This is a genomic window from Streptomyces sp. NPDC000345, assembly GCF_042898825.1.
Taxonomy (GTDB): domain Bacteria; phylum Actinomycetota; class Actinomycetes; order Streptomycetales; family Streptomycetaceae; genus Streptomyces.
This window is the reverse complement of the sequence record NZ_JBIAZE010000011.1, coordinates 267,260-291,434: the sequence shown is the minus strand read 5'-3', so window position 1 is coordinate 291,434 and position 24,175 is coordinate 267,260. Positions and strand designations below refer to the sequence as shown.

Annotated in this window: 15 protein-coding genes; 4 read left to right on the top strand and 11 right to left on the bottom strand. The window is 71.8% G+C overall.

The features are described from left to right. The 4 genes from ACFY30_RS26630 to ACFY30_RS26615 all read right to left on the bottom strand — a co-directional run. The coding region (locus tag ACFY30_RS26630; protein WP_390847646.1) for a flavodoxin-dependent (E)-4-hydroxy-3-methylbut-2-enyl-diphosphate synthase at nucleotides 1–158 on the bottom strand (158 nt) is incomplete at its 3' end. A 203-nt stretch (nucleotides 159–361) separates the two neighbouring features. Further along, on the bottom strand, nucleotides 362–1,654 hold the full coding sequence (locus tag ACFY30_RS26625; RefSeq protein ID WP_390847645.1) for a M50 family metallopeptidase: 1,293 nt from the start codon (nucleotides 1,652–1,654) through the stop codon (nucleotides 362–364). 8 nt (nucleotides 1,655–1,662) lie between these two features. Further along, nucleotides 1,663–2,916, bottom strand: a complete 1,254-nt coding sequence (gene dxr, locus ACFY30_RS26620; RefSeq protein ID WP_390847639.1) for a 1-deoxy-D-xylulose-5-phosphate reductoisomerase — start codon at nucleotides 2,914–2,916, stop codon at nucleotides 1,663–1,665. Between the two features lie 83 nt (nucleotides 2,917–2,999). Beyond that, nucleotides 3,000–4,937 carry an acyl-CoA dehydrogenase family protein gene (locus ACFY30_RS26615; protein ID WP_390847638.1) on the bottom strand — a complete coding sequence of 646 codons (1,938 nt, stop codon included), beginning with the start codon at nucleotides 4,935–4,937 and terminating at the stop codon, nucleotides 3,000–3,002. 470 nt (nucleotides 4,938–5,407) lie between these two features. On the opposite strand from ACFY30_RS26615, the gene ACFY30_RS26610 reads away from it, so the two are divergent. From ACFY30_RS26610 to ACFY30_RS26600, 3 genes are all read left to right on the top strand, one after another. Continuing rightward, a complete protein-coding gene (locus ACFY30_RS26610; protein ID WP_390847637.1) occupies nucleotides 5,408–6,421 on the top strand; it encodes a LacI family DNA-binding transcriptional regulator in 1,014 nt (337 codons plus the stop codon). A gap of 114 nt (nucleotides 6,422–6,535) precedes the next feature. Further along, nucleotides 6,536–8,575: a TIM-barrel domain-containing protein gene (locus ACFY30_RS26605; RefSeq protein ID WP_390847636.1), complete on the top strand. Its 2,040-nt coding sequence runs from the start codon at nucleotides 6,536–6,538 to the stop codon at nucleotides 8,573–8,575. A gap of 118 nt (nucleotides 8,576–8,693) precedes the next feature. Further along, on the top strand, nucleotides 8,694–9,875 hold the full coding sequence (locus tag ACFY30_RS26600) for a sulfotransferase family protein (RefSeq protein ID WP_390847635.1): 1,182 nt from the start codon (nucleotides 8,694–8,696) through the stop codon (nucleotides 9,873–9,875). 28 nt (nucleotides 9,876–9,903) lie between these two features. On the opposite strand, the gene ACFY30_RS26595 is transcribed toward ACFY30_RS26600, so the two are convergent. The 7 genes from ACFY30_RS26595 to ACFY30_RS26565 all read right to left on the bottom strand — a co-directional run bounded on the left by ACFY30_RS26595 (nucleotide 9,904) and on the right by ACFY30_RS26565 (nucleotide 20,979). Next, the gene (locus ACFY30_RS26595) at nucleotides 9,904–10,620 is read right to left on the bottom strand and encodes a hypothetical protein (RefSeq protein ID WP_390847634.1); all 717 of its coding nucleotides are present in this window, start codon (nucleotides 10,618–10,620) and stop codon (nucleotides 9,904–9,906) included. A 26-nt stretch (nucleotides 10,621–10,646) separates the two neighbouring features. Next, nucleotides 10,647–12,848 carry a glycoside hydrolase N-terminal domain-containing protein gene (locus ACFY30_RS26590; RefSeq protein ID WP_390847633.1) on the bottom strand — a complete coding sequence of 734 codons (2,202 nt, stop codon included), beginning with the start codon at nucleotides 12,846–12,848 and terminating at the stop codon, nucleotides 10,647–10,649. Continuing rightward, nucleotides 12,845–14,833, bottom strand: coding sequence for a beta-galactosidase (locus tag ACFY30_RS26585; RefSeq protein WP_390847632.1), 1,989 nt, complete (start codon nucleotides 14,831–14,833; stop codon nucleotides 12,845–12,847). The genes ACFY30_RS26590 and ACFY30_RS26585 overlap by 4 nt, the downstream gene beginning before the upstream one ends. Further along, the gene (locus ACFY30_RS26580; protein ID WP_390847631.1) at nucleotides 14,830–17,055 is read right to left on the bottom strand and encodes a WD40/YVTN/BNR-like repeat-containing protein; all 2,226 of its coding nucleotides are present in this window, start codon (nucleotides 17,053–17,055) and stop codon (nucleotides 14,830–14,832) included. Before ACFY30_RS26580 ends, ACFY30_RS26585 begins: the two co-directional genes overlap by 4 nt. A 263-nt stretch (nucleotides 17,056–17,318) precedes the next feature. Beyond that, on the bottom strand, nucleotides 17,319–18,245 hold the full coding sequence (locus ACFY30_RS26575; protein WP_390847630.1) for a carbohydrate ABC transporter permease: 927 nt from the start codon (nucleotides 18,243–18,245) through the stop codon (nucleotides 17,319–17,321). Continuing rightward, nucleotides 18,242–19,294 carry an ABC transporter permease gene (locus tag ACFY30_RS26570; RefSeq protein ID WP_390847629.1) on the bottom strand — a complete coding sequence of 351 codons (1,053 nt, stop codon included), beginning with the start codon at nucleotides 19,292–19,294 and terminating at the stop codon, nucleotides 18,242–18,244. Before ACFY30_RS26570 ends, ACFY30_RS26575 begins: the two co-directional genes overlap by 4 nt. Continuing rightward, on the bottom strand, nucleotides 19,294–20,979 hold the full coding sequence (locus ACFY30_RS26565; protein WP_390847628.1) for an extracellular solute-binding protein: 1,686 nt from the start codon (nucleotides 20,977–20,979) through the stop codon (nucleotides 19,294–19,296). The genes ACFY30_RS26570 and ACFY30_RS26565 overlap by 1 nt, the downstream gene beginning before the upstream one ends. A gap of 328 nt (nucleotides 20,980–21,307) precedes the next feature. Between ACFY30_RS26565 and ACFY30_RS26560 the strand changes: the two genes are divergently transcribed. Beyond that, nucleotides 21,308–24,145 (top strand): glycoside hydrolase family 3 C-terminal domain-containing protein, encoded by a 2,838-nt coding sequence (locus ACFY30_RS26560; RefSeq protein WP_390847627.1) that lies wholly within the window; start codon nucleotides 21,308–21,310, stop codon nucleotides 24,143–24,145. Nucleotides 24,146–24,175: the final 30 nt, after the last annotated feature.

Here is a 24,175-nt window from a genome sequence, read left to right as displayed (position 1 = left end):
GTCGCCCCGATGTCCGACGTACGCGTCGTCGTCATCGACTGGACCGAGACCGGCGCGTCACCGCCCACCGCCACCGAGCCGACCTGGATCTGCCGGCTCTTCCGGCGCTCGGCAACCCTGGTCGGAACGGACGGCATGCCGAGAGAAATCGCAGTCATCTGCTGTGCAACCCCAAGTCGTGGATCAAGGCCCAGGTCCCGTCAGTGGCGGGTTCCAGGCTTCGAGATTACGGCACCGGCGGAGGCCCGAGCACTCCCCCGCCTCGAACCACCCGGCGGGGGGACCTCCCTGCGTCGTGGAACCCGCCCGAGGCGAGGCGGCCCGGCACCCACGGTGCCGGGCCGCCCTCGACGCCCTGCGGCTAGGAGATTCTCACCGGGTTAACGACGTCGGCGATCAGCACCAGGATCGTGAAGCAGACGAAGATCCCGGCCACCACGTACGCCACCGGCATCAGCTTCGCCACGTCGAACGGGCCCGGGTCAGGCCTGCGCAGCACCTTGGCGGTGTTGCGGCGCAGCGACTCCCACAGGGCGCCCGCGATGTGCCCGCCGTCGAGCGGGAGCAGCGGGAGCATGTTGAACAGGAACAGGGAGAGGTTGAAACCGGCCAGGACGAACACGAACATCGCCAGCTGCTGCGACGCGGGGATGTCCAGGGTGGCGATCTCGCCGGTGACCCGGGCCGCGCCGACGATGCCCATCGGGGAGTCCGGTTCGCGCGGGCCGTCGCCGAAGGCGGCGTCCCACAGGGCGGGGATCTTGCCGGGCAGGGCGACGAGGGAGTCGACGGCCTGGCCGACGTGGTCGGTCATCCACTCCACGGACTGGCCGAAGTCCTGCTGGACCACTCCGGTGGCCGCGCTGAAGCCGAGGAAGCCGGCCTTCACGTACTCGCCCTGGACGTAGGCGCCGGAGCCGTCCTTCTTGGCGACCTGGTTGGTGGCGATGGTCGCGTGCAGGGTGACGTCCTCGCCGCCGCGTTCGACGACGATCGCCACGTCCTTGCCGGCGCTGTCCCGGATGAGGTCGGAGAGCGTGTCCCACTGTTCGGTGCGGACGCCGTCGAAGGAGACGATCTTGTCGCCCTTCTTCAGGCCCGCGGCCTCGGCCGGGGACGCCTTGTCGCTCGACTTGCAGGTGTCGCGGTTCTCGCTCTGCGCGATGACGCAGGGCGAGACCGAGCCGACGGTGGTGGTCTCCTGCTGGATGCCGAAGCCCATGAGCACGGTGAGGAACAGGCCGATCGCGAGGATCAGGTTCATGAACGGGCCGGCGAACATGACGATGACCCGTTTCCACGGCTTGCGCGTGTAGAACATGCGGGTCTCGTCGCCGGGCTGGAGCTCCTCGAAGGCGGCCGAGCGGGCGTCCTCGATCATGCCGCGCCAGGGGGAGGTGGAGCGGGCCGTGATCCGGCCGTCGTCGCCGGGCGGGAACATGCCGATCATGCGGATGTAGCCGCCGAGCGGGATGGCCTTGATGCCGTACTCGGTGTCGCCCTTCCGGCGCGACCAGATGGTCGGGCCGAAGCCGACCATGTACTGGGGCACCCGGATGCCGAACATCTTCGCCGTGGAGAGGTGGCCCAGCTCGTGCCAGGCGATCGAGAAGAGCAGGCCCACCGCGAAGACCACTATCCCGAGGATGAACATCAGGGTCGTCATGCGCGGGCCTCCGCCGTCTGTGCCGTCAGTTCCCGGGCGCGGGCGCGCGCCCAGGTCTCCGCTTCGAGGACGTCCGACACGGTGAGTGAGGTTCCCGTGACCGGGGTGCCGTGCTCCTCGACGATCCGGGTCACGGTGTCCATGATCCCGTTGAAGGGCAGCGCGCCGGTGCGGAACGCCTCCACGCACTCCTCGTTGGCGGCATTGAACACCGCGGGGGCCGTCCCCGCGAGCTCGCCCACGTGCCGGGCGAGGTTGACCGAGGGGAAGGCCTCGTTGTCGAGGGGGAAGAACTCCCACGTAGAGGCGGTGCTCCAGTCGAAGGCGGGCGCCGCGTCGGGGACGCGCTGCGGCCAGCCGAGGCCGATGGCGATGGGCCCGCGCATGTCGGGGGGCGTCGCCTGGGCCAGTGTCGATCCGTCCGTGAACTCAACCATCGAGTGGACATACGACTGCGGGTGCACGACCACCTCAATCCGCGAGAAGGGAATGTCGTAGAGGAGGTGCGCCTCGATGACCTCCAGCCCCTTGTTGACGAGGGTCGCGGAGTTGATCGTGATCACCGGGCCCATGGACCAGGTGGGGTGGGCCAGGGCGTCCTCGACGGTGACGTTGGCCAGCTGCGCCCTCGTACGGCCGCGGAAGGGGCCGCCGGAGGCGGTGACGACGAGCTTGCGGACGTCGGCGCGGGTGCCGGCGGCGAGGGCCTGGAAGAGGGCGGCGTGCTCGGAGTCGACCGGGATGATCTGGCCGGGCTTGGCGAGCGCCTTGACCAGCGGGCCGCCGACGATGAGCGACTCCTTGTTGGCGAGCGCGAGGGTGCGGCCCGCCTCCAGGGCGGCGAGGGTGGGCGCGAGGCCGATGGAGCCCGTGATGCCGTTCAGGACGGTGTGACAGCCGGAGGCGGCGAGCTGGGTGGCCGCGTCCGGTCCGGCGAGGACCTCGGGGAGCGGCTCCGCGGCGCCGTACTGCGCGCGCAGCGCCTCGCGCAGGGCCGGTACGACGTCCTCGCGGGCGACCGCGACGGTCCGCACCCGCAGCCGGCGGGCCTGCTCGGCGAGGAGGGCGACCCGGCCGCCGTGGGCGGACAGGCCGGTGACGCGGAACCGGTCGGGGTTGCGCAGCACGAGGTCGACGGCCTGGGTGCCGATCGATCCGGTGGAGCCGAGGACCACCACGTCCTTGGGGCCGTCGCCCACCGGGTCGTAGACGAGATGGGGGTCGGCGAGTGGGGCTGGACTGTCGCTCATCCCTCCATTGTGGCCGCACCGCGGGGGCGGCAGGGACAGGGTGCCCCCCGAGGAGGGCACCCTGTCACCGTGCCGGGGGTGTCTCACCCGATCGAGCGGTGGACGTTCTCCCGTTCACTGGGACCGGGGGTCGTGTCGGCGATCCAGGGGCCTTCTCCGGACGTGTCGAGGATGCCCTGTTCCAGCCACTCGTAGCTGCCCGCGAGGACGTCCTTGACGACCCTGCGGTCCAGGTCGTCGGTGTTGCTCCACAGGCGGGTGAAGAGTTCGTCGACGCGCAGCCGGGACTGGCGGCAGAAGGCGTCGGCGAGCCGGTAGGCCTCCCGGCCGTTCTCGCCGCGTGAGCGCAGCAGCTCGGCCCGGACGCAGGCCGCGCTCATCGCGAACAGCTCCGCGCCGATGTCGACGATCCGGCCGAGGAAGCCCTGCTTGGTCTCCATCCGGCCCTGCCAGCGGGACATGGCGTAGAAGGTGGAGCGGGCGAGCTTGCGGGCGTGCCGTTCGACGAAGCGCAGGTGCGCGGAGAGGTCCGCGCCGCCGTGCTTGAACTCCGTGTACGACGACGGCAGCTGGCCCGCTCCCGCGACCAGTTTCGGAAGCCACTTGGCGTAGAAGACACCCGCGTTGGCGCCCGCCCTGGCCTTGTCCTGGAGGGACTTGTCGGGGTCGATGAGGTCGCCGGCGACGGAGAGGTGGGCGTCGACGGCCTCGCGCGCGATGAGCAGGTGCATGATCTCGGTGGAGCCCTCGAAGATGCGGTTGATGCGCAGGTCGCGCAGGACCTGTTCGGCGGGGACCGCGCGCTCGCCGCGGGCTTTCAGCGACTCGGCGGTCTCGAAGCCGCGGCCGCCGCGGATCTGGACGAGTTCGTCGGCCATCCGCCAGCCCATCTCGGAGGCGAAGAGCTTGGCCAGCGCGCCCTCGATGCGGATGTCGTTGCGGTCCTCGTCGGCCATCTGCGAGGAGAGGTCGAGGACGGCTTCCAGGGCGAAGGTGGTGGCCGCGATGAAGCTGATCTTCGCGCCGACCGCCTCGTGGTGCGCGATCGGCTTGCCCCACTGCTCACGGGCCGTCGACCACTCGCGGGCGATCTTCAGACACCACTTGCCGGCGGCCACGCAGGACGCGGGCAGGGAGAGCCGGCCTGTGTTGAGGGTCGTCAGGGCGATCTTGAGGCCGGCGCCCTCGGGGCCGATGCGGTTCGCGGCGGGGACCCGGACCTGGTGGAGGCGGGTGACACCGTTCTCGATGCCGCGCAGGCCCATGAACGCGTTGCGGTTCTCCACGGTGATGCCGGGCGAGTCGCTCTCCACGACGAAGGCGGTGATGCCGCCCGGGTGGCCGTCGCTCTTCGGGACCCGGGCCATCACGACCAGCAGGTCGGCGACCACGCCGTTGGTCGTCCACAGCTTCACCCCGTCGAGGACGTAGTCGTCCCCGTCGGGCACCGCGGTCGTCGCGAGCCGCGCCGGGTCGGAGCCGACGTCCGGCTCGGTGAGCAGGAAGGCGCTGATGGCGGTGGTGGCGCAGCGCGGCAGGAAGGCCTGCTTCTGTTCGGGGGTGCCGAACAGCTTCAGCGGCTGCGGTGCGCCGATCGACTGGTGGGCCGACAGCAGGACGCCGACCGCCGGGCTGGCCGAGCCGATCAGGGCCAGCGCCTTGTTGTAGTACACCTGGGTGAGGCCGAGGCCGCCGTACTTGGGGTCGATCTTCATGCCGAGGGCGCCGAGTTCCTTGAGCCCGTGGACGACCTCGTCGGGGATGCGGGCCTCGCGCTCGATCAGCGCTCCGTCGATCTTCGTCTCGCAGAACGTGCGGAGTTTGGCCAGGAACTGCTCGCCGCGCCGGACGGCCTCTTCGGTGGGGAGCGGGTGGGGGTGGATGAGGTCGAGGCGGAAGCGGCCCAGGAACAGTTCCTTGGCGAAGCTGGGCTTGCGCCAGTCCTGCTCCCGGGCGGCCTCCGCCACCTGGCGTGCCTCACGCTCGGTGACGGTGGGTTTCTTGAGGGGTGGTGCGGACATGAGGCTCACCTCGCCGCGAATAGGGATCTTGGACCACATCGGTTACCGATCGGTGCTACTCGATCGTTGGTACCCGATCCGGGACGACCCCGCCACCCTTCGCGTGCCCGTTCGGCCCGCCTCGGCCGATGGCGACGGAGGAGGACCCGGTGCCGAGGCGACCGGTTCCCCCGGACACCTCGGTGCCGGACCCCGTGTCGGACCCGGTGCCGGAGACGCTCCGTGTCGTCTGCCCGGCGGCTTGCGCCGGACGAGTGCCTCCGCGTCTTCTCCCGGCCCTCTCTCGCCGGTGAGCGCTTGCACGTGGTAGGCAGAGCGCACCTTCTCCACGATTCCGCCACAACTCGCTGTCGAAGCGCTTCGACAACCTATGGACACCCACCCCTGCTGGGGCTACTGTCGAAGCACCCTCACTCGCCCGTGTTCACCTTGCGCACTGTCGAAGCGCTTCACAAATCTTGGAGAGCTGGATGGTCACCCTCGCCGAGGTCGCCCAGCACGCCGGAGTCTCGGCGAGCACGGTGAGCTATGTCCTCAGCGGCAAGCGGTCCATCTCCGCGACCACCCGGCAGCGGGTCGAGCAGAGCATCCGCGAGCTGGGCTACCACCCGAACGCGGGGGCGCGGGCGCTGGCCAGCAGCAGGTCGAACATCATCGCGCTGATGATCCCGCTGCGCACCGACATGTACGTGCCGGTGATGATGGAGATCGCCATCGCGGTGGCCACCACGGCCCGCACCCATGGCTACGACGTCCTGCTGCTCACCGGCGAGGAGGGCCCGGACGCGGTCCGCCGCGTCACCGGCAGCGGGCTCGCCGACGCGATGATCCTGATGGACGTGCAACTCGACGACGAGCGGCTGCCGTTGCTGCGGGCGACGGACCAGCCCTCCGTGCTGATCGGGCTGCCCGCCGACACCTCGGGCCTCACCTGTGTCGACCTCGACTTCGCGGCCACCGGCGCGCTGTGCGTGGAGCACCTCGCGACGCTGGGTCACCGCGACATCGCTGTCATCGGCGAGGCCCCCGCGGTGTACGAACGGCACACCGGCTTCGCCGAGCGCACGCTCGACGGACTGCGTTCCCGCTCCAGGGAGCTGGGCGTACGGCTGCTGCACCGCTCCTGCGAGGGCGGGTACGACGCGATGGCCGTCACCCTCGCCCGCGTCCTCGACGAACGCCCGGGCACGACCGGGTTCGTCGTCCAGAACGAGTCGGCGGTCGAGCCGCTGCTCGCGCTGCTGCGTCAGCAGGGCCGGGCCGTCCCCGAGGACGTGTCTGTGGTCGCGATCTGCCCCGACCAGGTCGCCGTCCAGGCGTCCGTGCGGCTGACCTCGGTCGCCATCCCCGCACAGGAGATGGGCCGGTACGCCGTGGAGCATCTCGTCGCCAAGCTCGACGGGCGCGGCAAGGACGACGTCGTGCTGATCGCACCCGAGCTGACGGTCCGGGCGAGCACGGGCCCGGCGCCGGTCCTCTCCTGACCCACCCCGCCCGGCCCCCGACCCACTCCTGCCCCCACTCCGCTTTCTTGTCGCTGTTGTGCCATGCCGGGGCACCCCCATGTCCGCACTCCTCAGGAGCACAGGAGCACCCACGTGAATCAGCCCGCCGAAAACCAGCCTCAGGTCAGCCTCGCGCAGTCGTCCCCCACCGTCGGCGTCTTGTGCGAGCGGGACGGCGCGCTGGAGTGGAGCGGCCGCCAGGAGACCCTGCGCATCGAGCCGTGGGGACCGGACGCGGTCCGGGTACGGGCCCGGCTCGGCGGCCCCGTGCTCGACGGACTGCCGGGCGCCCTGCTCGACGACGCCCCGGCGACGCCGTCCACCCTCAAGATCGAGGACGGGCAGGGGCGGCTGACCGTCGGCGCGCTGACCGTCGCGGTGGACGCCGAGGGCCTGATCCGCTTTCTGCGCACGGACGACGGCGGCGAGGTGCTGGCCGAGGAGCGGGCCCACTTCTGGTGGCCGGGGTCGCGGCTCTACACGCCTGTCGGACACGGCAGTCACCGGCTGGAGCAGCGGTTCGCCGCGTACGAGGACGAGAAGCTGTACGGCCTGGGCCAGCACCAGCACGGCCGGTTCGACCAGAAGGGGCTCGTCCTCGACCTGGTCCAGCGCAACGCCGAGGTGGGCATCCCGGTGCTCACCTCCAGCCGCGGCTACACCCTGCTGTGGAACAACCCGGCGATCGGCCGGGTGGAGCTGGCCGGGAACGGCACCCGCTGGGTGGCCGACTCCGCCCGCCAGATCGACTACTGGATCACCGTCGGCACCCCGGCCGACGGCCAGCGCCGCTACAGCGCGGTGACGGGCCGCACGCCGATGCTGCCGGAGTGGGCGGCGGGCTTCTGGCAGTGCAAGCTGCGCTACCGCACCCAGGACGAACTCCTCGCCGTGGCACGGGAGTACAAGCGCCGGGGCCTGCCGCTCTCCGCGATCGTGTGCGACTTCTTCCACTGGACGCATCTGGGCGACTGGAAGTTCGACCCCGCGGAGTGGCCGGACCCGGCGGCGATGGTCCGCGAACTGGACGAGCTGGGCGTCAAGCTGGTGGTGAGCGTGTGGCCGTCGGTGTCGCCGCTGAGCGAGAACCACTCGCTGATGGAGCAGCGCGGCCACTTCATCGGCACCCAGTACGGCCCGCCGGCGCACGCCGACTGGCCGGACAAGGAGGTCGCCTCGACGGTCCAGGTGGCCTTCTACGACGCGACGAACCCCGGCGCCCGGGAGTTCGTGTGGTCGCGCGTCCGGGACAACTACCTCGCCCCGTACGGGATCACGGCGTTCTGGCTGGACGCCTGCGAGCCGGAGCTGAAGCCCGGTTTCCAGGAGAACCTGCGCTACTGGGCGGGCCCGGGCCTGGAGGTCGGCAACCTCTACCCGGCCGAGAACGCCCGCACCTTCTACGAGGGCCTGCGCGCGGAGGGCGAGGAGGTGGTCACCCTCAACCGCTCGGCGTGGGCGGGCAGTCAGCGCTACGGCGCCGCCCTGTGGTCGGGTGACATCGGCACCGACTTCCCGACCCTGCGCCGCCAGATCGCGGCCGGCCTCAACACCGCGCTGTCGGGCATCCCGTGGTGGAACACCGACATCGGCGGCTTCCACGGCGGCGACCCGGACGACCCGGCGTACCGGGAGGTGATGGTCCGCTGGTTCCAGTTCGGCGCGCTGTCCCCGCTGATGCGGCTGCACGGCTTCCGCGACCCGGGCATGCCGCTGGGCCCCGAGATGACGGGCGGCCCCAACGAGGTGTGGTCGTACGGCGAGGAGGCGGGGGCGGTCCTGGAGAAGTACCTGCGGCTGCGCGAGCGGCTGAAGCCGTACGTGCTGGAGGTCATGCGGGAGGCCCACGAGGAGGGGCTGCCGCCGATGCGGCCGCTGTTCCTGGAGTTCCCCGGGGACCGGGCGGCCTGGACGGTCGACGACGCCTATCTGTTCGGCCGCGACCTGCTGGTGGCGCCGGTGCTCACGGCGGGCGCCACGGACCGCACGGTCCACCTGCCGGCGGGCGCCACCTGGACGGACGCGTGGACGGGTGAGACGTACGAGGGGGGTGCGGCCGTGACGGTCGACGCCCCGCTGGACCGGATCCCGCTGTTCCTGCGGGACGGGGCGCGGCTGCCGGTGGCCGAATAGCGACCGTGGGGCGGGGGACGCCGGTCACCTCCCGGTGAATCAGGCAACTCCCTTGCATGGAGCGGCAGTTGTGGGGGCACAAACCCTCCCTCGTCCGCTCCTGAAAGGGCTTGCTGCCATGTCCTCCGCCCCGCTCCCCCTCACCCTCGCCAATCTGCTGCTCAGGCCCGGATTCGGGTCCCGCCGCACCCCCGACCGCGCCTTCGACCGCCTGGCCGCCGGGGCCGGGGCGGCGGGTGCGGAATTCACCGCCGAGTTCCGGTTCCTGTTGCGCCACTGGGCCCGGGACGAGCACCTCACCCCGGTCGGCTGGTGGTCGGCGCAGGGCCATGTGCGCCGGCACCTGGACAACCGCGCGCGGGTACGGCGGCTGATCGCCGAGCACCCGGAGATCGCGCAGGAGCCGGTGGAGCGACCGGTGTTCGTCGTAGGCCTGCCGCGCACCGCCACCACCCTCACCCACGGCGTGCTGTCGCTGTCCGGAGAACACCGATGTCCCCGCCTGTGGGAGTTGCTGACCCCGGACCTCAAGGGCACGCCCCGGCAGCGGAAGAGGGCGATCGCGGCCGCGCGCATGATGGTCGGCGCGATCAACCTGTTCTCCCCGCGCTACCGCGACATCCACCCGATGTCCGCGGAGGGCCCCGACGAGTGCACCTTCGCCCTGCCGCACACGGTCATGCCGCTGTCCCAGGCGCGCATCCCCGAGTACCGGGCCCGGCTCCAGACGCGGGACTTCACCGCCGACTACGCGTATCTGAAGCAGGTCTACCAGGTCCTCCAGCACGGCCGTCCGCGCCGCCGCTGGGTGCTGAAGTCCCCCCTGCACACCGGGAACCTCGACGCGCTGCTGTCCGTCTTCCCGGACGCCACGATCGTGTGGACCCACCGCGATCCGGCGGCCGTCGTGCCGTCCTTCTGCAGCCTGATCGAGCACGGCATGGCCCTCACGCTGCGCCCCCTGGACCTGCACGAGCTGGGCGCCACCTGGCTGGAGCTGCTGAGCCGGTCCATGACCCGCGGCCTCGCCGCCCGCGCCGCGATCCCCCGCGAGGCGCTGATCGACGTCCCGTACTCCTGGCTCGGCTCCGACCCCGCCTCGGGCGCCCCGAAGCTCTACGAGGCCGTGGGCGCCCGCTGGACCGACGCCGACGCGGCCCGGCTGCCCGAGGTGGCCGCCCGCCCCAAGGGCAGCCGGCCGCACCACTACGACCTGGCCCGCTACGGCCTCACCCGCGCGGACGTCGAGACGGCTTTCGCCGGTTACAACGCGCTGCGGGCCGAGGTCGACCGGGCGTAGAAGCACCGGCCGGCCCCGGCCCCGGGGGTCAGCTGCTGCTCACCGTCTCGCTGTTGGTCCGGAAGTCGAGCCCGCCGGACGACGAGGTGATCTCGAAGCCGAACTGCACGTCCCCGATGGTCTCGTTGCCGAACCAGCCCTTGGTGTCCTTGATCCACTTCAGGATCGGCAGGATGTTGACGGTGCCGGAGGTGGAGTTCGAGGTGCGCACGAAGGAGAAGACCTCGTTGGCACCGTTGTCGCCCTTGTAGACGGTCCAGGTGTGACCGCCGAGCGTCACGCTCCCCTGCGAGGTGCCGAGGGGGCCGACGGCTCCGGTCTTGTTGACCCAGAGCATGATCTCGTAGTCGTAGTCGGTGTCCCAGATGTCGTACGACGTGTTGTACGCGCCGGAGGACGGGACGGTGACGTTGTAGCTGCTGGTGAGCGAGCCGAGGGAGGTGATCGTCTTGTTGATCACCTTCTTGGAGTTGGGGTACGACTTGATGCCGCCGGTGTTGGGGTGGTCGGCCCAGACGCCCCAGTTGGTGCCGGAGTTGGCCCAGAAGCACTGGCTGCCGGCACCGGAACCCCAGATGTTGTTGTACAGGGTGTAGCCGTTCAGGCTGGTGTTGCCCCACTGGTCGCAGGAGCTCCAGACGGCGGCCTGGGCCGGGGCGGCGGCGAGGCCGACGGTGGCGCCGAGCGCGAGGGCGGGGGCGAGCAGGGCCTTGGTGATCCTGCCGGGGGTGTGTGTCGCTGCCATGGTGTCCCTTCCATGGGTGGGGGGAGCTACCACGTCCCCAGGGTGAGGACGTGGTCCTCTCCGGCGACCAGGTCGAGGGACCGCGGGTCGCCGGAGGAAGTCCGGAGTTCGATGCGGTGCGTGCGGTGCGGCTTCAGGACGGCCCGCGCCCCGCCGGGACCCCAGGTGAGGTCGAGTTCGGCGCCGAACCGGGTGCGCACGCCCCGCAGTTCGCCCGACGGGAGCGCCGGGTCGGGCGCGGGGAGCAGGACCAGCCGGTCGGGGGTCGAGTGGACGAGCGCCTCGATCAGCACGGCGGGCAGGGTGTGGGCGGCGTCCGCGTTGTAGACGTCGCGGTGGGGGTAGTGGGCGCTCATCAGGGAGGCGTGGAAGAAGTCCCCCTCCAGGACCTGGGTGAGCGCGTGTGCGACCCGCCGGCCGTCGCACAGCCGGGCCGCGATCAGGGCGTGGTGGAGGTGGCCGTGCGCGGAGTCGTTCTCGGCGCCGCGCAGTTCGAGCGCGCGGTGCGCGGCGGCCGCCAGGCGCGGGGTGTCGTAGGGGTTGATCTCGTCCAGCGGCCAGACGCCGTAGAGGTGGCTGAGGTGGCGGTGGTCGTAGGTGTCCCGGAGGCCCGGCCAGGCCCATTCGGCGAGGGCGCCGTCGGCGTTGGTCCGGTGCGGGGGAAGGCGGTCGGCGAGGGCACGCCACCGGTCGGCGTCCGGGCCGGGGTGGTAGTCGGCGGCGGTGAGCAGCGCGTGCCGGGCCGCCGAGAGGTCCATGGCCGCGTTGAGGGCGCCCCAGCCGGCGTTGCCGGGGCGGTTCTCGGGTGAGTAGGAGGGGACGACGACGAGCCGTCCGTCGGCGTCCGTGCGGGTCAGGAAGTCCTCGTAGAAGCGGGCGACCTCGGCGAGGGCGGCGGCGGTGCGCGGGTCGCGGGCGCCGCGGGACTCGTCGTGGTCGACGAGCGGCTTGAGCAGCCAGTCGGCTCCGGCGGTCCACAGGTGCAGGGGGTACTCGCGGCTGAAGTGGTACGTCAGCCCGGACTCACCGTCGCTGTGCGCGGGCGCGACCACGCCCCGGGTGCCGAAGACCGCGCGGGCGTTCTCCCGCCAGTCGTCGAACTGGCGGTGGATCAGGGCGGCGAGGGCTTCGGTCACCTCGGGGAGGGCGGCGGCCGTCGCGGAGGCGGTCTGGAGGTTGACGTTGGCGTCGTGGGTGAACGCGCCGGACCAGGCGGTGTCCCAGTCGCCGGTCCACAGGCCGGGCAGCCGGGGCGGGTTGAGACCGGAGGAGGAGAGCAGGTGGTAGCGGCCGGCGGCGAAGAGGCGTTCCAGGAGCGCCGTGCTGCGGGGGCGTTTCAGCAGCTCGGAGCCGGGGAGGGCGCGTTCGGCGGGATCGGCGTGCAGGTCGAGGGTGACCCGGTCGTAGGCGGTGCGGTGCAGGGCGAGGTGGCGGTCGAGGAGGGCGTCGTAGGAGAGCGGCAGGCCGGCGAGGGCGCGCTGCTCCCCGATGACGTCGAGTTCGCCGGTGTGGCGGCGCACCCGGGTGAGGAGGAGCACGGACCGCGCGCCGGTGATCCGTACGCCGGGCAGGGTGAGTGCGGTGCGGCCGCCGGTGACGGCGACGAGGGTCACGCCCGTGTAGGCGCGCTCGCCGCCGGGGTAGCGGGCGCGCAGGGTGAGCAGGGCGCCGTCCGGGGTGAGGACGGCGCCGTGGCCGACGGCGAGGCCGACGGGCGCGCCGGGGAGCCGGTGGTCCAGGGAGATGTCCAGGTCGGGGGTGGTGACCTGGTGGACGATCACGTCGTCGGCGCGGGAGACGAAGCCACGGCCGGTCCAGCCCGCGCAGGTGGCGGTGGTCTCGCCGGTGGTGTAGTCGACGGAGCGGCGGTAGCGGCTCGGCTCGGCCGGGGAGGGTCTGCGCAGCCGGATCCGGAAGGCCGGGTGGAAGGGCTGGACCCACTGCAGGGGGCGGTGGTCGGTGAAGCCCTCGGCGGCCGTGAGCTCACCGCCGAGCAACCGGTCCTGGAGGTCGGGGAGGGCGGCGGCGAGCTGCGGCGGGCGGGCGTGTTCGGCGCCGTTGGGGCGGACCAGGGTGTGGTGGGTGACGATGACACAGTCGTCGTTCGGGTCGCCGAACGTGAGGGTGCCGTGGTGGCCGTTGCCGCTGAGGAAGGCGTCCTCCCAGCGGGCGGCGGGCTCGGGCTCCCAGGTGCCGTGGACGGGATGGGTGGCGGGGGCGTGGGTCATGGGTGCAACACCACCACGCCGTAGCGGCCGAGGGTGATCTCGTCCGTGAAGTCGGTGCCGGTCAGCAGGTCGTGGTGGGTGCCGGGGACGGCGACGGTCACCGGCTCGCGGCCGTGGTGCAGGAGGAACAGCAGCTCGCCCCGGCGGACGGCCTCGACGCCCGGCGGAAGCCCTTCGAGGACGGGCCGGACGCCCGCGCCGTTCGCGATCCGGGTGAGCAGGGCGCGCAGGGCGTCGGGCTCGGGAAGCGTGGAGAGGTACCAGGCCCGGTCGCGCCGCAGTACGGCGGGCAGTCCGTCGAGTTCACCGCCCTTGTAGCGGGCCTCCACCACCTCGCCCGAGGCCTCCAGCTCCTCCGACCACAGGGTGCCCCGGAAGCCGTCGCACTCGGCGGTCTCCCCCGCCTCCAGCGGCCACCACTCGTGCAGGACGCGGATGCCGAACAGCTCGCGCAGCCGGGGGTCCATGCCGCCCGGGCGGATCCGGTCGTCCTCGTCGGCGACCCCGGTGAGGAATCCGGAGACGAGGGTGCCGCCGGCGCGGACGAAGCCGAGCAGGTTGTCGATCGCCTGGTCCGTCATGGCGTACAGCTGGGGGACGACGACCACCTTGTACCGGGTGAGGTCGTGTGCGGGGTGGGCGAAGTCGGTGGCGAACCCGGCCTCCCACAGGGCGCGGTGCCAGGCGTGGAGTACGGCCGGGTGGTCGACCCGCGTGGACGGGCGGCCGTCCTGGCTGCCGGCCCACCATGCGTGCCAGTCGTGCAGGAGGGCGACGTCGGACCGCACGGGGCGGCCGGCCGTGTGGGCGCCGAGGGCGGCCAGTTCGGCACCCAGCCGCTTGACCTCCTGGAAGGTACGGCCGTGTTCGCCGGCGTGGCTGACCATGCCGGAGTGGAACTTCTCGGCGCCCTGGCGGGACTGACGCCACTGGAAGTAGCAGACGGCGTCCGCGCCGCGGGCCACCGCCTGGAGGGACCAGAGGCGGTTGAGGCCGCGCGGCTTGGGGTGGTTGACCCCCCGCCAGTTGACGGGGCCGGCCGCCTGTTCCATCAGCATCCAGGGGCCGCGTGCCTGGGACCGGGTCAGGTCCTGGACCAGCGCCCCGTGCTGGGGGCCCAGCGGGTCGCGCGGGTCGGGGTAGAGGTCGACGGAGACGACGTCCTCCTCCTCGGCCCAGCGCCAGGCGTCCTGGCCGGAGAACAGCGGCATGAAGTTGGTGGTGACCGGGATGTGCGGGGTGTGCCGGGCGACGATGTCCCGCTCGGCGAGGTAGCACTCCAGGAGCATGTCGGAGGTGAAGCGCCGGAAGTCCAGCACCTGGGTGGGGTTCTTCAGGTAGTGCGGGGTGCGCGGGGGCAGGATGCCGTCCCAGGTGTCGTAGCCCTGGCTCCAGAACGCCGTGCCCCAGGCGGTGTTGAGGGCGTCGAGGGTGCCGTACCTGGCGCGCAGCCAGCGGCGGAAGCGGGCGGCCGCCTCGTCGCCGTGGTCGGCCGTGCAGTACTCGTTGTTGATGTGCCACAGGGTGAGGGCGGGGTGGCCGGCGTAGCGGGCGGCCAGGTCCTCGGTGAGGGCGGCGGCGTGCCGGCGGTACGTGGCGCTGGAGTGGGAGAAGTGCTGGCGGCCGCCCCACCATTCGGTCCGGCCGTCCTCGGTGCGCGGCAGGGTGTCCGGGTGGAGCCGGCCGAGCCACGGGGGCGGGGAGGAGGTGGGGGTGGCGAGGACGACACCGATGCCGTTGTCGTGCATCAGGTCCATGAGGCGGTCCAGCCAGCCGAACTCCCTTGCTCCCGGCTCGGGTTCGATCTTCGTCCAGGAGAAGACACCGAGGGTGACGGAGTTGACGCCGGCCTCGCGCATCAGCCGGACGTCCTCCTGCCAGGTCTCCTCGGGCCACTGCTCGGGGTTGTAGTCGCCGCCGAAGAGGAGGCGGCCCCGGGTGGCGTCGGCGAGGGTGGGCCGGGCGGACCGGGCGGGCGCGGTCATCGGACGGGCTCCCCGTACTGGATGCCGCGCCCGTTGGTGGCGATGTAGACACGGCCGTGGATGCGCGGGTCGGCGGCGATGGCCGCGCCGATCCAGCCCCACTGGTGCCGGTCGTCGTTGATCCGCACCCAGGTCTTCGCGGCGTCGTCGGAGCGGTACACGGCGGTGATCGCGTCCGTGGAGCCGACCTGGTAGACCGCCGGGTAGTCGGCGCCGTCGGCCGCCTTGCCGAAGGCGAGGGTGTACGAGGCCCAGCAGCTGGTGACCTTGGTGAAGGTCGCCCCGCCGTCGGTGGACCGGTACAGGCCGTTCCACTTGGCGCTCAGCCACAGGTCGCCGGAGCGCCCCGGGGCCGCGGCCAGCTGGAACTGGCTGTCCCCGGAGGGCAGTCCGGTCGCCCGCGCGGTGAAGGTGCGGCCGCTGTCGGTGCTGGCGTACAGGGTGCCCGTGTCGGTGTCGTACGCGTAGAAACGCGCCGGGTCGACCGGGTCGGCGAGCGGTGTGGCGCCCTTCGGGAAGGAGGGGACCTCGGTCCAGGTCGCGCCGTCGTCCGCCGAGCGGTGCGCCGGGTACCTGGTGCCGTCCCAGTGCACGAAGGTCCACAGCAGCACGCCGGCGTCGGCGTTGACGGCGATGGGCCCCGGCGCGTCCTTGGCGAGGGCGGGCTGGGCCGCGAAGGGCGCCCAGGTCCTGCCGCCGTCGTGGGAGCGGGCGCCGTTGCCGTGGTCGCCCCAGCCGGTGCGCACGACGTACGACGGCTCGGCCGCGGCCTGCGCGAGTCCCGTCGCCGACCCGAACACGGGGTTCGTGGCCATGCCCCGTGACGGGGACGCCGTGAGCCGCTCGTGGTACATCACGCCGACGTCCCCGAGGCCGCTGATCAGGTGCGCCTCCCCGGCCGGGGGCGAGATCAGCTGACGTACGGAGGTCTCCTCCAGTCCGCGCACCTGCGGGGCCCAGTGCCTGAGGTCCCGGGTGCCGTAGAGGGTGGCGCCGGTGCCGTAGACCACGTGCCGCGAGTCGTACGGGTCGACGGCGACGGCCTGGATCCACCAGCCGAACTTGGGCCGGTCGGCGCCGAAGGTGAGGAACGGCGTCTCGGACACGTCGAGGACCGCGGAGTCCTTCAGGGAGGTCCAGGTGCGGCCGCCGTCGGTGGTCCGGTAGAGGGTGTCGACGGCCGCCCAGCGGTTGTTGGTGGAGACGACGAGGGTGCCGGGGCGGCGGGCGTCCACGGCGACGCCTCCGTAGCCGAAGGTGTCGGCGGAGCCGTCGCTCGTGGTGCCGCCGGGCTCGGCCGGGGTCACGTCGGTCCATCTGCCGCTCGTGGTGGCGAGCTTGTGCACGCTGCCGTCGGACTGCCCGTTGGGGCCGGGCGCGTCGGCGTACGTCACGTACAGCTCGCGGGTGTGGCGGTCCCAGGCGGCGCGGACGGGGACCTTGGCGGAGGTGCCGGAGGGCTGCCCGGGGACGGCTTCCCAGGTGGTGCCGTCGGTGGTGCGGAAGAGGCGGGGCGAGCCGGCGGTGCCGTCGGAATCGCCCCAGCCGGCGTAGAGGGCGCGGCCGGCGGCGACGAGGAGGGTGACGCCCTGGCCCGCTGCGGTCGGGGTGCCGGGGAAGGCACTGACGGCCGTCCAGGTGGCGCCCCGGTCCGTCGACTTCAGGAGCCCGTCGTGCCGCGTGCCCAGCCAGAGGGTGTCGCTGTCGCGCGGGTCGACGAGGAGGCGCTCCCCCGCGCCCCGGCCGTCCTCGTTGGCGCCGAGCTTCACGGTGAGGTCGGTCCGGGTCCAGGTGGCGCCGCGGTCCTCGGAGCACAGGATCGCGCCGTTGCCGGCCCAGGACTGGGCGTAGGTGCCGAGGGCGAGGTAGAGACGGTCCGGGTGGGCGGGGTCGACGGCGAGGGCCTCCACGCCGAGGAGGTTCCAGTCGTCCCAGCCGAGGTGATCGGTGAGGGGGGTCCAGCGGGCGGCCCGGTCGTCCCACCGGTACGCGCCGCCGATGTCGGTGCGGGCGTAGGCGAGGCCGCGGACGGTGGGGTGGAACAGGACGCCGGTGACGAAGCCGGTGCCGCCGATGACGGCGGTGCGCCAGCGGTAGGCGGGTGCGGCTCCGGTGGAGTCCGCGGCCTCCGCGCGCCCGTGGGAGGAGGGGGCGGCGGTGAGCGCGGCGGCGGCAGCCGTGCCGGCGAGGACGGTGCGGCGGCTCAGCGGGGAGGGGGGCATGGGTACCTCGTCGGGTTCGGGATGCGGGGGGTTCGTGCGGGGCGGGTGGGGTGTGCTCGCCGCGCCGGCCGGGTGCGGCCGGGCCGCCGGGCCGCCCGGGGGTCCCTCAGGCCCTTGGGGCGGTGGGAGGCACGACTGCCGCGGCCGCGGTGTGCGGCACGGGCGGCGCCCCGGGTGAGGGGAAGCGCGCGGCCGGCCGGCGCGGCGGTGCGGGCGGGACGGCGGGGTCAGCCCTGTGACGGGGGGCAACTCCCTCTCGGACCTCAGCCCTTGACCGCGCCCGTCAGCATGCCCTTCCTGAAGTGCCGCTGGACGAAGGGCGACGCGATCGCGACAGGGATGAGGGCGAGGACCATGACCGCCATCTGCAGTCCCAGGGCGGACAGTTGACCGGTGCGCACCGCCTGCTGGAGGCCGGTCGGCGCCTCGGAGTTCTTCTGGACCAGCTGGATGAGCACGTTCTGCAGCGGCATCATCTGCTGGTCGGTGAGGTAGATCGAGGCGTTGAACCAGGCGCTCCAGTAACCGACCGCGTAGAACAGGGAGATGACGGCCAGCACCGCACGCGACAGCGGCATGATGATGGTCAGCAGGATGCGCAGGTCACCGGCCCCGTCGATGCGCGCGGACTCCGTGAGTTCCGGGGAGATCCCCATGAAGAAGGCCCGGAGGACGAGGATGTTGAAGACACTGACCGCACTCGGCAGGATCAGGGACAGATAGGTGTCGGTGAGCCCCAGCGACTGCACCAGAAGGTACGTCGGGATGAGGCCGGCCCCGAAGAACATGGTCGCCATCATGGTCATCAGCAGGAACCGGTGGCCCAGGCTGCCCGGCCGGGACAGGCCGTAGGCCGCGAGCACCGACACCGTCATCGAGAACAGCGTGCCGCAGAGCGTGACCCCGAAGGAGACCATGATCGCCCGGCTGACCTGGCCTCCGCTGAGCAGCTCCGTGTAGTTGACGAAGGTGATGCCCTGCGGGACCACGACGAGGCCGCCGACCCGGTCGATCACGGATTTCGGGGAGAGGCTGGTGACGATCACGATCCACAGCGGACCGAGCACCCCCAGGCAGCAGAGCGCGAGGAAGCCGCCCTTCGCGGTGAGTCCGGCCTTGCTGGGCGACTCCTCCCACGCGGGGCGGGCGGGAGCCCTGAGGCTGCGGACGAGCTGAGTGTTGAGGCTCATTTCTGGTACACCCCCTGCTCGCCGAGCAGGTGCGCGAACTTGTTCGCGCCCAGGACGAGACAGACTCCGATGGCGCCCTTGACGAGGCCGACCGCGGCCGCGTAGCTGAAGTCGCCGTTCTGGATACCCATGTTCCACACGTACGTGTCGAGGACCTCGCTGGCCCCCACGCCGACCGCGTCGCGCTGGAGCAGGAACTGCTCGAAGCCCACGCTCAGCGCGTCGCCCACGCGCAGGACCAGCAGCAGCGCGATCACCGGGCGCAGCGCCGGGAGCGTCACGTGCCACATGCGCCGCCAGCGTCCCGCGCCGTCCATGGCGGCAGCCTCGTACAGATCGGTGCTGACGGCGGCCAGCGCGGCGAGGAAGACGATGATCCCCCAGCCGGCGTCCTTCCACACGGCCTGCGCGGTGACCAGGTACTTGAAGAGGCTGGCGTTCGTCATCAGGTCGAAGCCGCTCCACCCGTGGTCGTCGAGCGTCTGCGCGATGATGCCCGCGCCGCCGAAGATCTGCTGGAACACGGTGACCACGAGGACCCACGAGAAGAAGTGCGGCAGATACATGATCGCCTGCGCCACGGCCCGCACCCGGGGCCGGATCACGCTGTTGATGAGCAGCGCGAGGGCGATGGGGATCGGGAAGAACAGCACCAGTTGGAGCACGAAGAGGACGACGGTGTTCTTCGCGGCGCTCCAGAACAGCGGGTCGTCGGCCATCCGCGAGAACTGCTCCACACCGACCCAGGGGCTGTGGAAGATCGCCGTGACACCGTTGCTGGAGATGTACGGGTCGTAGTCCTGGAAGGCGACGACGTTGCCGAGCAGCGGGATGTAGTTGAAGAGCAGGAGCAGGACGATGACGGGCAGCGTCATCAGGATGAGCGTGCGGTCGCGGCGCAGCCGGATCCGCAGGGGAACCCTGCCCGCCCTGCCCGCCCCGCGCGGCACTCCCTGCTTCGCCGCCGCCGCGGCGACCGCGGCCACCGGCTCCTCGACGGCCGCGGGGGGACGCGTCCCCTCGGGCCTGCTCCCGGCCGTGAGAGACATCAGTTGCCGCTGCCGTTCTTGTCGATGAGCTGCTTGTACCAGTCGCGCAGCTTGTCGCCGCCGGAGGACTTCCAGGTGGAGATGGCCGCCTGCACGTCCGACAGCTTGCGGTTGCCGCGTACGTAGTCGATCTCCAGCTGCTCGAACTGGCTGGAGAGGTTCGCGTAGCGGGTCGGCTCGACGATGTTCATGCCGTACGTGGACGTCTTCTTCATGAAGGCGCCCATCCGCTGCTGCCACTCGACCTGCTTGCGGGCCACGTCGGGGTAGTCGGGGTGGGCGTAGTAGGCGGCCGGCGCGGCCAGCATCACCCAGGCGTTGATCACCTCGGAGTTGCCCTGGTCGGTCTTGACCGGGACGCCGTCCTTCACCGTGTAGTGGGTGCCCTCGACGCCGTAGTCGACGAGCATCCGCTCCTTGGTGCCGTAGGGAGCGGCCGCGAAGTCGGCGGCGGCCAGGGCGTTCTCGATCGTCGTCTTCGACGCGCCCTTGCGGATCATCGACCAGATGCCGGCGGGCTGGGCCGCGTACAGGGTCGGGTTGCCTCCGTCGGCGCCGAAGATGTCCATGCCCTCGATCGCGAAGTCCGGTTGGGACGCGGCCTGTTCGGCGGTCTTGCCGTACCAGGCGGACATGTCGCTGTTGAAGACGAGGATCTGCCCGGCGGTGAACCGCTGGCCCGCGTCGCCGGAGCGCGCCTTGTCGTCGGGGTGGACCACGCCCGCGTCGAACAGCTTGCGGGTCCACTCCAGGGCCTCGAGGTACTCGGGCTGCTCGATGCGGTACGTCAGCTTGCCGTCGTCGATGCTCCAGCCGATCGGTCCGGATCCACGGACACCGAAGATGTTCCACGCGGTCCAGTTCATGTCGCCGCAGGCCCACACCTTGGCCTTGGCGCTGGTCGCGTCCTTGGCCCAGCTGAGGAACTCGTCGGGCGACTCGGGGACCGTGTAGCCCTTCTTGTCGAAGATGTCCTTGCGGTAGTAGGGCACGATCCAGGAAGCGGTGGCGGAGGGCATCGGGATGCCGCGCAGCGCGCCGCCGAAGATGCCCATGCGCCAGGCGTCGGACGGGATCGCGGCGAGGTTCGGGTACTTCTTCACCTTGTCGCCCGCCAGGTACGGGCCGAGGTCCATGAACTTCGCGGTGACCGCGTTGGAGATCTTGCCGACCAGTTCCCAGCTCGGCACGACCACCATGTCGGGTATGGAGCTGGAGGCGAGGACGGCGCCGAGCTTCTGGCCGTAGGTGTTGCCGTCCTGGTTCTGCCAGGTGACCTTGGTGCCCGCCGCGGCGTCGAGCGCCGTGTAGTAGGCGCAGCCGGCCTTCGGCGGGGAGCCCCAGAACGGGGACATGATCTTGAAGGGGGCGCCGGTGCCGAGCTTGTCCGGGACCGAGGTGGCGAGGGCCGCCAGGTCGACCTTGCCGGTGAAGCCGGCCGCCGAACCGTTCTTCGACGGGAGGTCCGGCTTGGCGACCGTGCTGGCGACGTACGCCGGGAGCAGCTTGTCCGCGGCCTTGCCCGACGTGGTGCCCTCGCGAGAGCCGCCGTCCGAACCCCCGCAGGCGGCCAGCAGCGGCATCCCTCCCGCCACCGCTGCGGTGGCGACCGCCGTGGAGGCGAGGAAGCTTCTCCGGCTCGGGCCGGAAGGACCAGAAGAGGGGGAAGCGGCGTTCGGCGTCATTGCGTCAACCCTTCATGGCGCACCAGGACACCCGGCGGTGGCCGTCGGCTGCGGTGTCTCGAGTGGAACTGGCTGAGCTGAAGCGGATCCTCCGACCCCTGTCACGGGCATTTTCAGTCGAAGCGCTTCGATGTTGCTGCGAGGTTAAGTGAACACCGGGGGGCGCACAAGGGCCGGTTCCAAGATTCCTCCGAGGTGTACGGGGTGACCTGTTCTTATGTGCTGCTTGAAATAAGCGTGAGGTTCTCTTGACACCCACCCTTGCGTCGAATGAGCATCGAAGCGCTTCGAAAGCGCCCTCCCCGCTCCATCGCAAAGGGATCACCACGTGACCGCACCCACGCCGCACACGCCGCCTTTCCGCGATCCGCATCTGCCGTTCGCGAAGCGCATCGACGATCTGCTGTCGCGCCTGACCCTGGACGAGAAGGTCTCCTTCCTGCACCAGTTCGCCCCGGCCGTCGAGCGCCTCGGCGTCGCCGCGTTCCGCACCGGCCAAGAGGCGCTGCACGGCGTGGCGTGGATGGGCCCGGCCACGGTGTTCCCGCAGGCCGTGGGCCTGGGCGCGACCTGGAACCCGGATCTCGTGCGGCGGGTCGGCGAGGCGGTGTCCAAGGAGGTCCGGGCGATGCGCGCCCGCGACGAGCGCGTGGGGCTGAACGTCTGGTCCCCCACGGTGAACCTGCTGCGCCATCCCCTGTGGGGCCGCAACGAGGAGGGCTACTCCGAGGACCCGAAGCTGACGTCCGCGATCGCCACCGCGTACACCCACGGGCTGCGCGGCGAACATCCGACGTACTGGCGCACGGCCCCGGTCCTCAAGCACTGGCTGGCGCACAACAACGAGACGGGCCGGGACGTCACCTCCTCGTCGGTCCGTCCCCGGGTGCTGCACGAGTACGACCTGCGGGCCTTCAAGGAGACGGTCGAGGCGGGCGCCGTGGCCGGCGTGATGCCGGCGTACAACCTGGTCAACGGCCGCCCCAACCACGTCTCGCCGTATCTGCGGGAGCAGTTGCGCGCCTGGACGCGGGAGGAGCTGCTGGTCTGCTCGGACGCGGGCGCGCCCTCCAACCTGGTGGACTCCGAGCACTACTTCGACACCCACGAGGAGGCGACGGCGGCGGCGCTCCAGGCGGGCGTCGACAGCTTCACCGACCACGGCACGGACGGCTCGAAGATCGTCGCCCGGGTCGAGGGGGCCCTGGAGAAGGGCCTGCTGACGGAGGCGGACATCGACACGGCGGTCCGCCGGCAGCTCTCGGTCCGGTTCCGCCTGGGCGAGTTCGACCCGCACTACGACCCGCACGCGGGTACCGGCGAGTTCGACACCCCGGCCCATCGCGTCCTGGCCGGGGAGGCCGCCGAGCAGGCGATCGTGCTGCTGCGCAACGACGGGGTGCTGCCGCTGGCCGCCGACACCCGGATCGCGGTGGTCGGTCTGCTCGCCGACGAGTGCAAGCTCGACTGGTACAGCGGCACCCTGATGCACCGCTCCACTCCTCTGGAGGGGCTGTACGAGCGGTTCGGCGCCGAGCGGGTGGAGTTCGCGGAGGGCGTGGACCGGATCCTGCTGAAGACCTCCGCGGGAACGTTCCTGAAGGTGCCGGGCGCCCCCGGGGCGTCCGACGCGGTGCGCGGCGCCGAGGGCGCCCTGGACCCGGCGCTGCTCGCGGGCCGCACCGACCTCCCGCCGCTGACCACGGACCAGGCCGGCACGGAACTCGCGCTCGCCGAGTGGGGCGAGGGCGTGCTGACCCTGCGCGCGCCCGACGGCCGCTATCTCTCCGTGGCCGAGGACGGCCGGCTGCGCGCCTCCGCCGACCAGCCCGGTGGCTGGATCGTCCAGGAGACGTTCCGTCTGGAACCCCACGGGAACGGTCACCTCCTCCGGCACCTGGGAACAGGGCGCCATGTCTGTGTCGCCGCCGACGGCGTCCGGGTTGCCGAGGAGGACGCCGAGGTCTTCGAGGTCGTCGTCGTGGAACGCGGCGAGGACGCGGTGGCCCGGGTCGCGGCCCGGGCCGACGTGGTCGTGGTCGTGGCGGGCAACGACCCGCACATCAACGGCCGCGAGACCGAGGACCGTACGACGCTGAGCCTCCCGGCCCACCAGGAGCGGATCCTGGACGCGGCCCGTTCCGCGAACGCGCGCACGGTGCTGGCGCTGGTGTCGGCGTACCCGTACGCGGTCGACACGGGCCGGCTGGGCGCGGTGCTGTGGACGGCCCACGGCGGCCAGGCCGGGGGCACCGCCCTCGCCCGGGTACTGGCCGGTGACGTCTCTCCCGCCGGCCGGCTCCCCCAGACCTGGTACGCCGACGACGCCGACCTGCCCGATCTGCTCGACTACGACGTGATCGGCGCCCGCCAGACCTACCTGTACTTCGAGGGCCGGCCCCTCTTCCCCTTCGGCCACGGCCTGTCCTACGCGTCCTTCGCGTACGCCGGTCTGGCGGTGGAGGTCGGGGACGGCCGGGCGCGGATCTCCTGCACGGTCACCAACACCGGGGACATGACGGCCGACGAGGTCGCCCAGCTCTACACCCGCGCCGTGGAGCCGTCGGTCACCCGGCCGCGCCGCGAGCTGCTCGACCACCGCCGGATCACCCTCGCGCCGGGCGCGACGGCGGCGCTGTCCTTCGAGGTCCCGCTGTCCGCGTTCGCGTTCTGGGACGTGGCGCGGGGCGGGTGGCGCACGGAGCCCGGACCGTACGACCTCATGGTCGGCGGCTCCAGCGAGGACATCCGCCTGCGGACGACCGTCGTACTGGACGGGGAGGCGGCCGTCGCCCGCCCCGCCCTCCGCCGCGGCATCGCAGCCGCCGACTTCGACGAGCAGAGCGGTACGGAGATCGTCGACCTGACGAAGGTGTCGGGCGACGCGGTGACGCCCGTCGCCGGCGGCTCGGGCGAACTGGTCTACCGGGCCTGCGACTTCGGGGACGGTACGACGGGCGCGACGGTGACGGTGGCCGGGCACGGCACGGTCGAGCTGTCCCTGGGCGGCGGTGCGGCCGCGGCCACGGTGACGATCGGGACGCCCACGCCGGGTCCGTACGACTATCTCCGCGTCGAGGCGCCCTTCACCGCCGACGGCGTGCACGACCTGCACCTCAGGCTGCGCGGCCCACTGCGGCTGGCGCACGTCGGCTTCTCCGGTTGAGGGTCCGGAGGAAGCCGGCGCAGAGAAGGG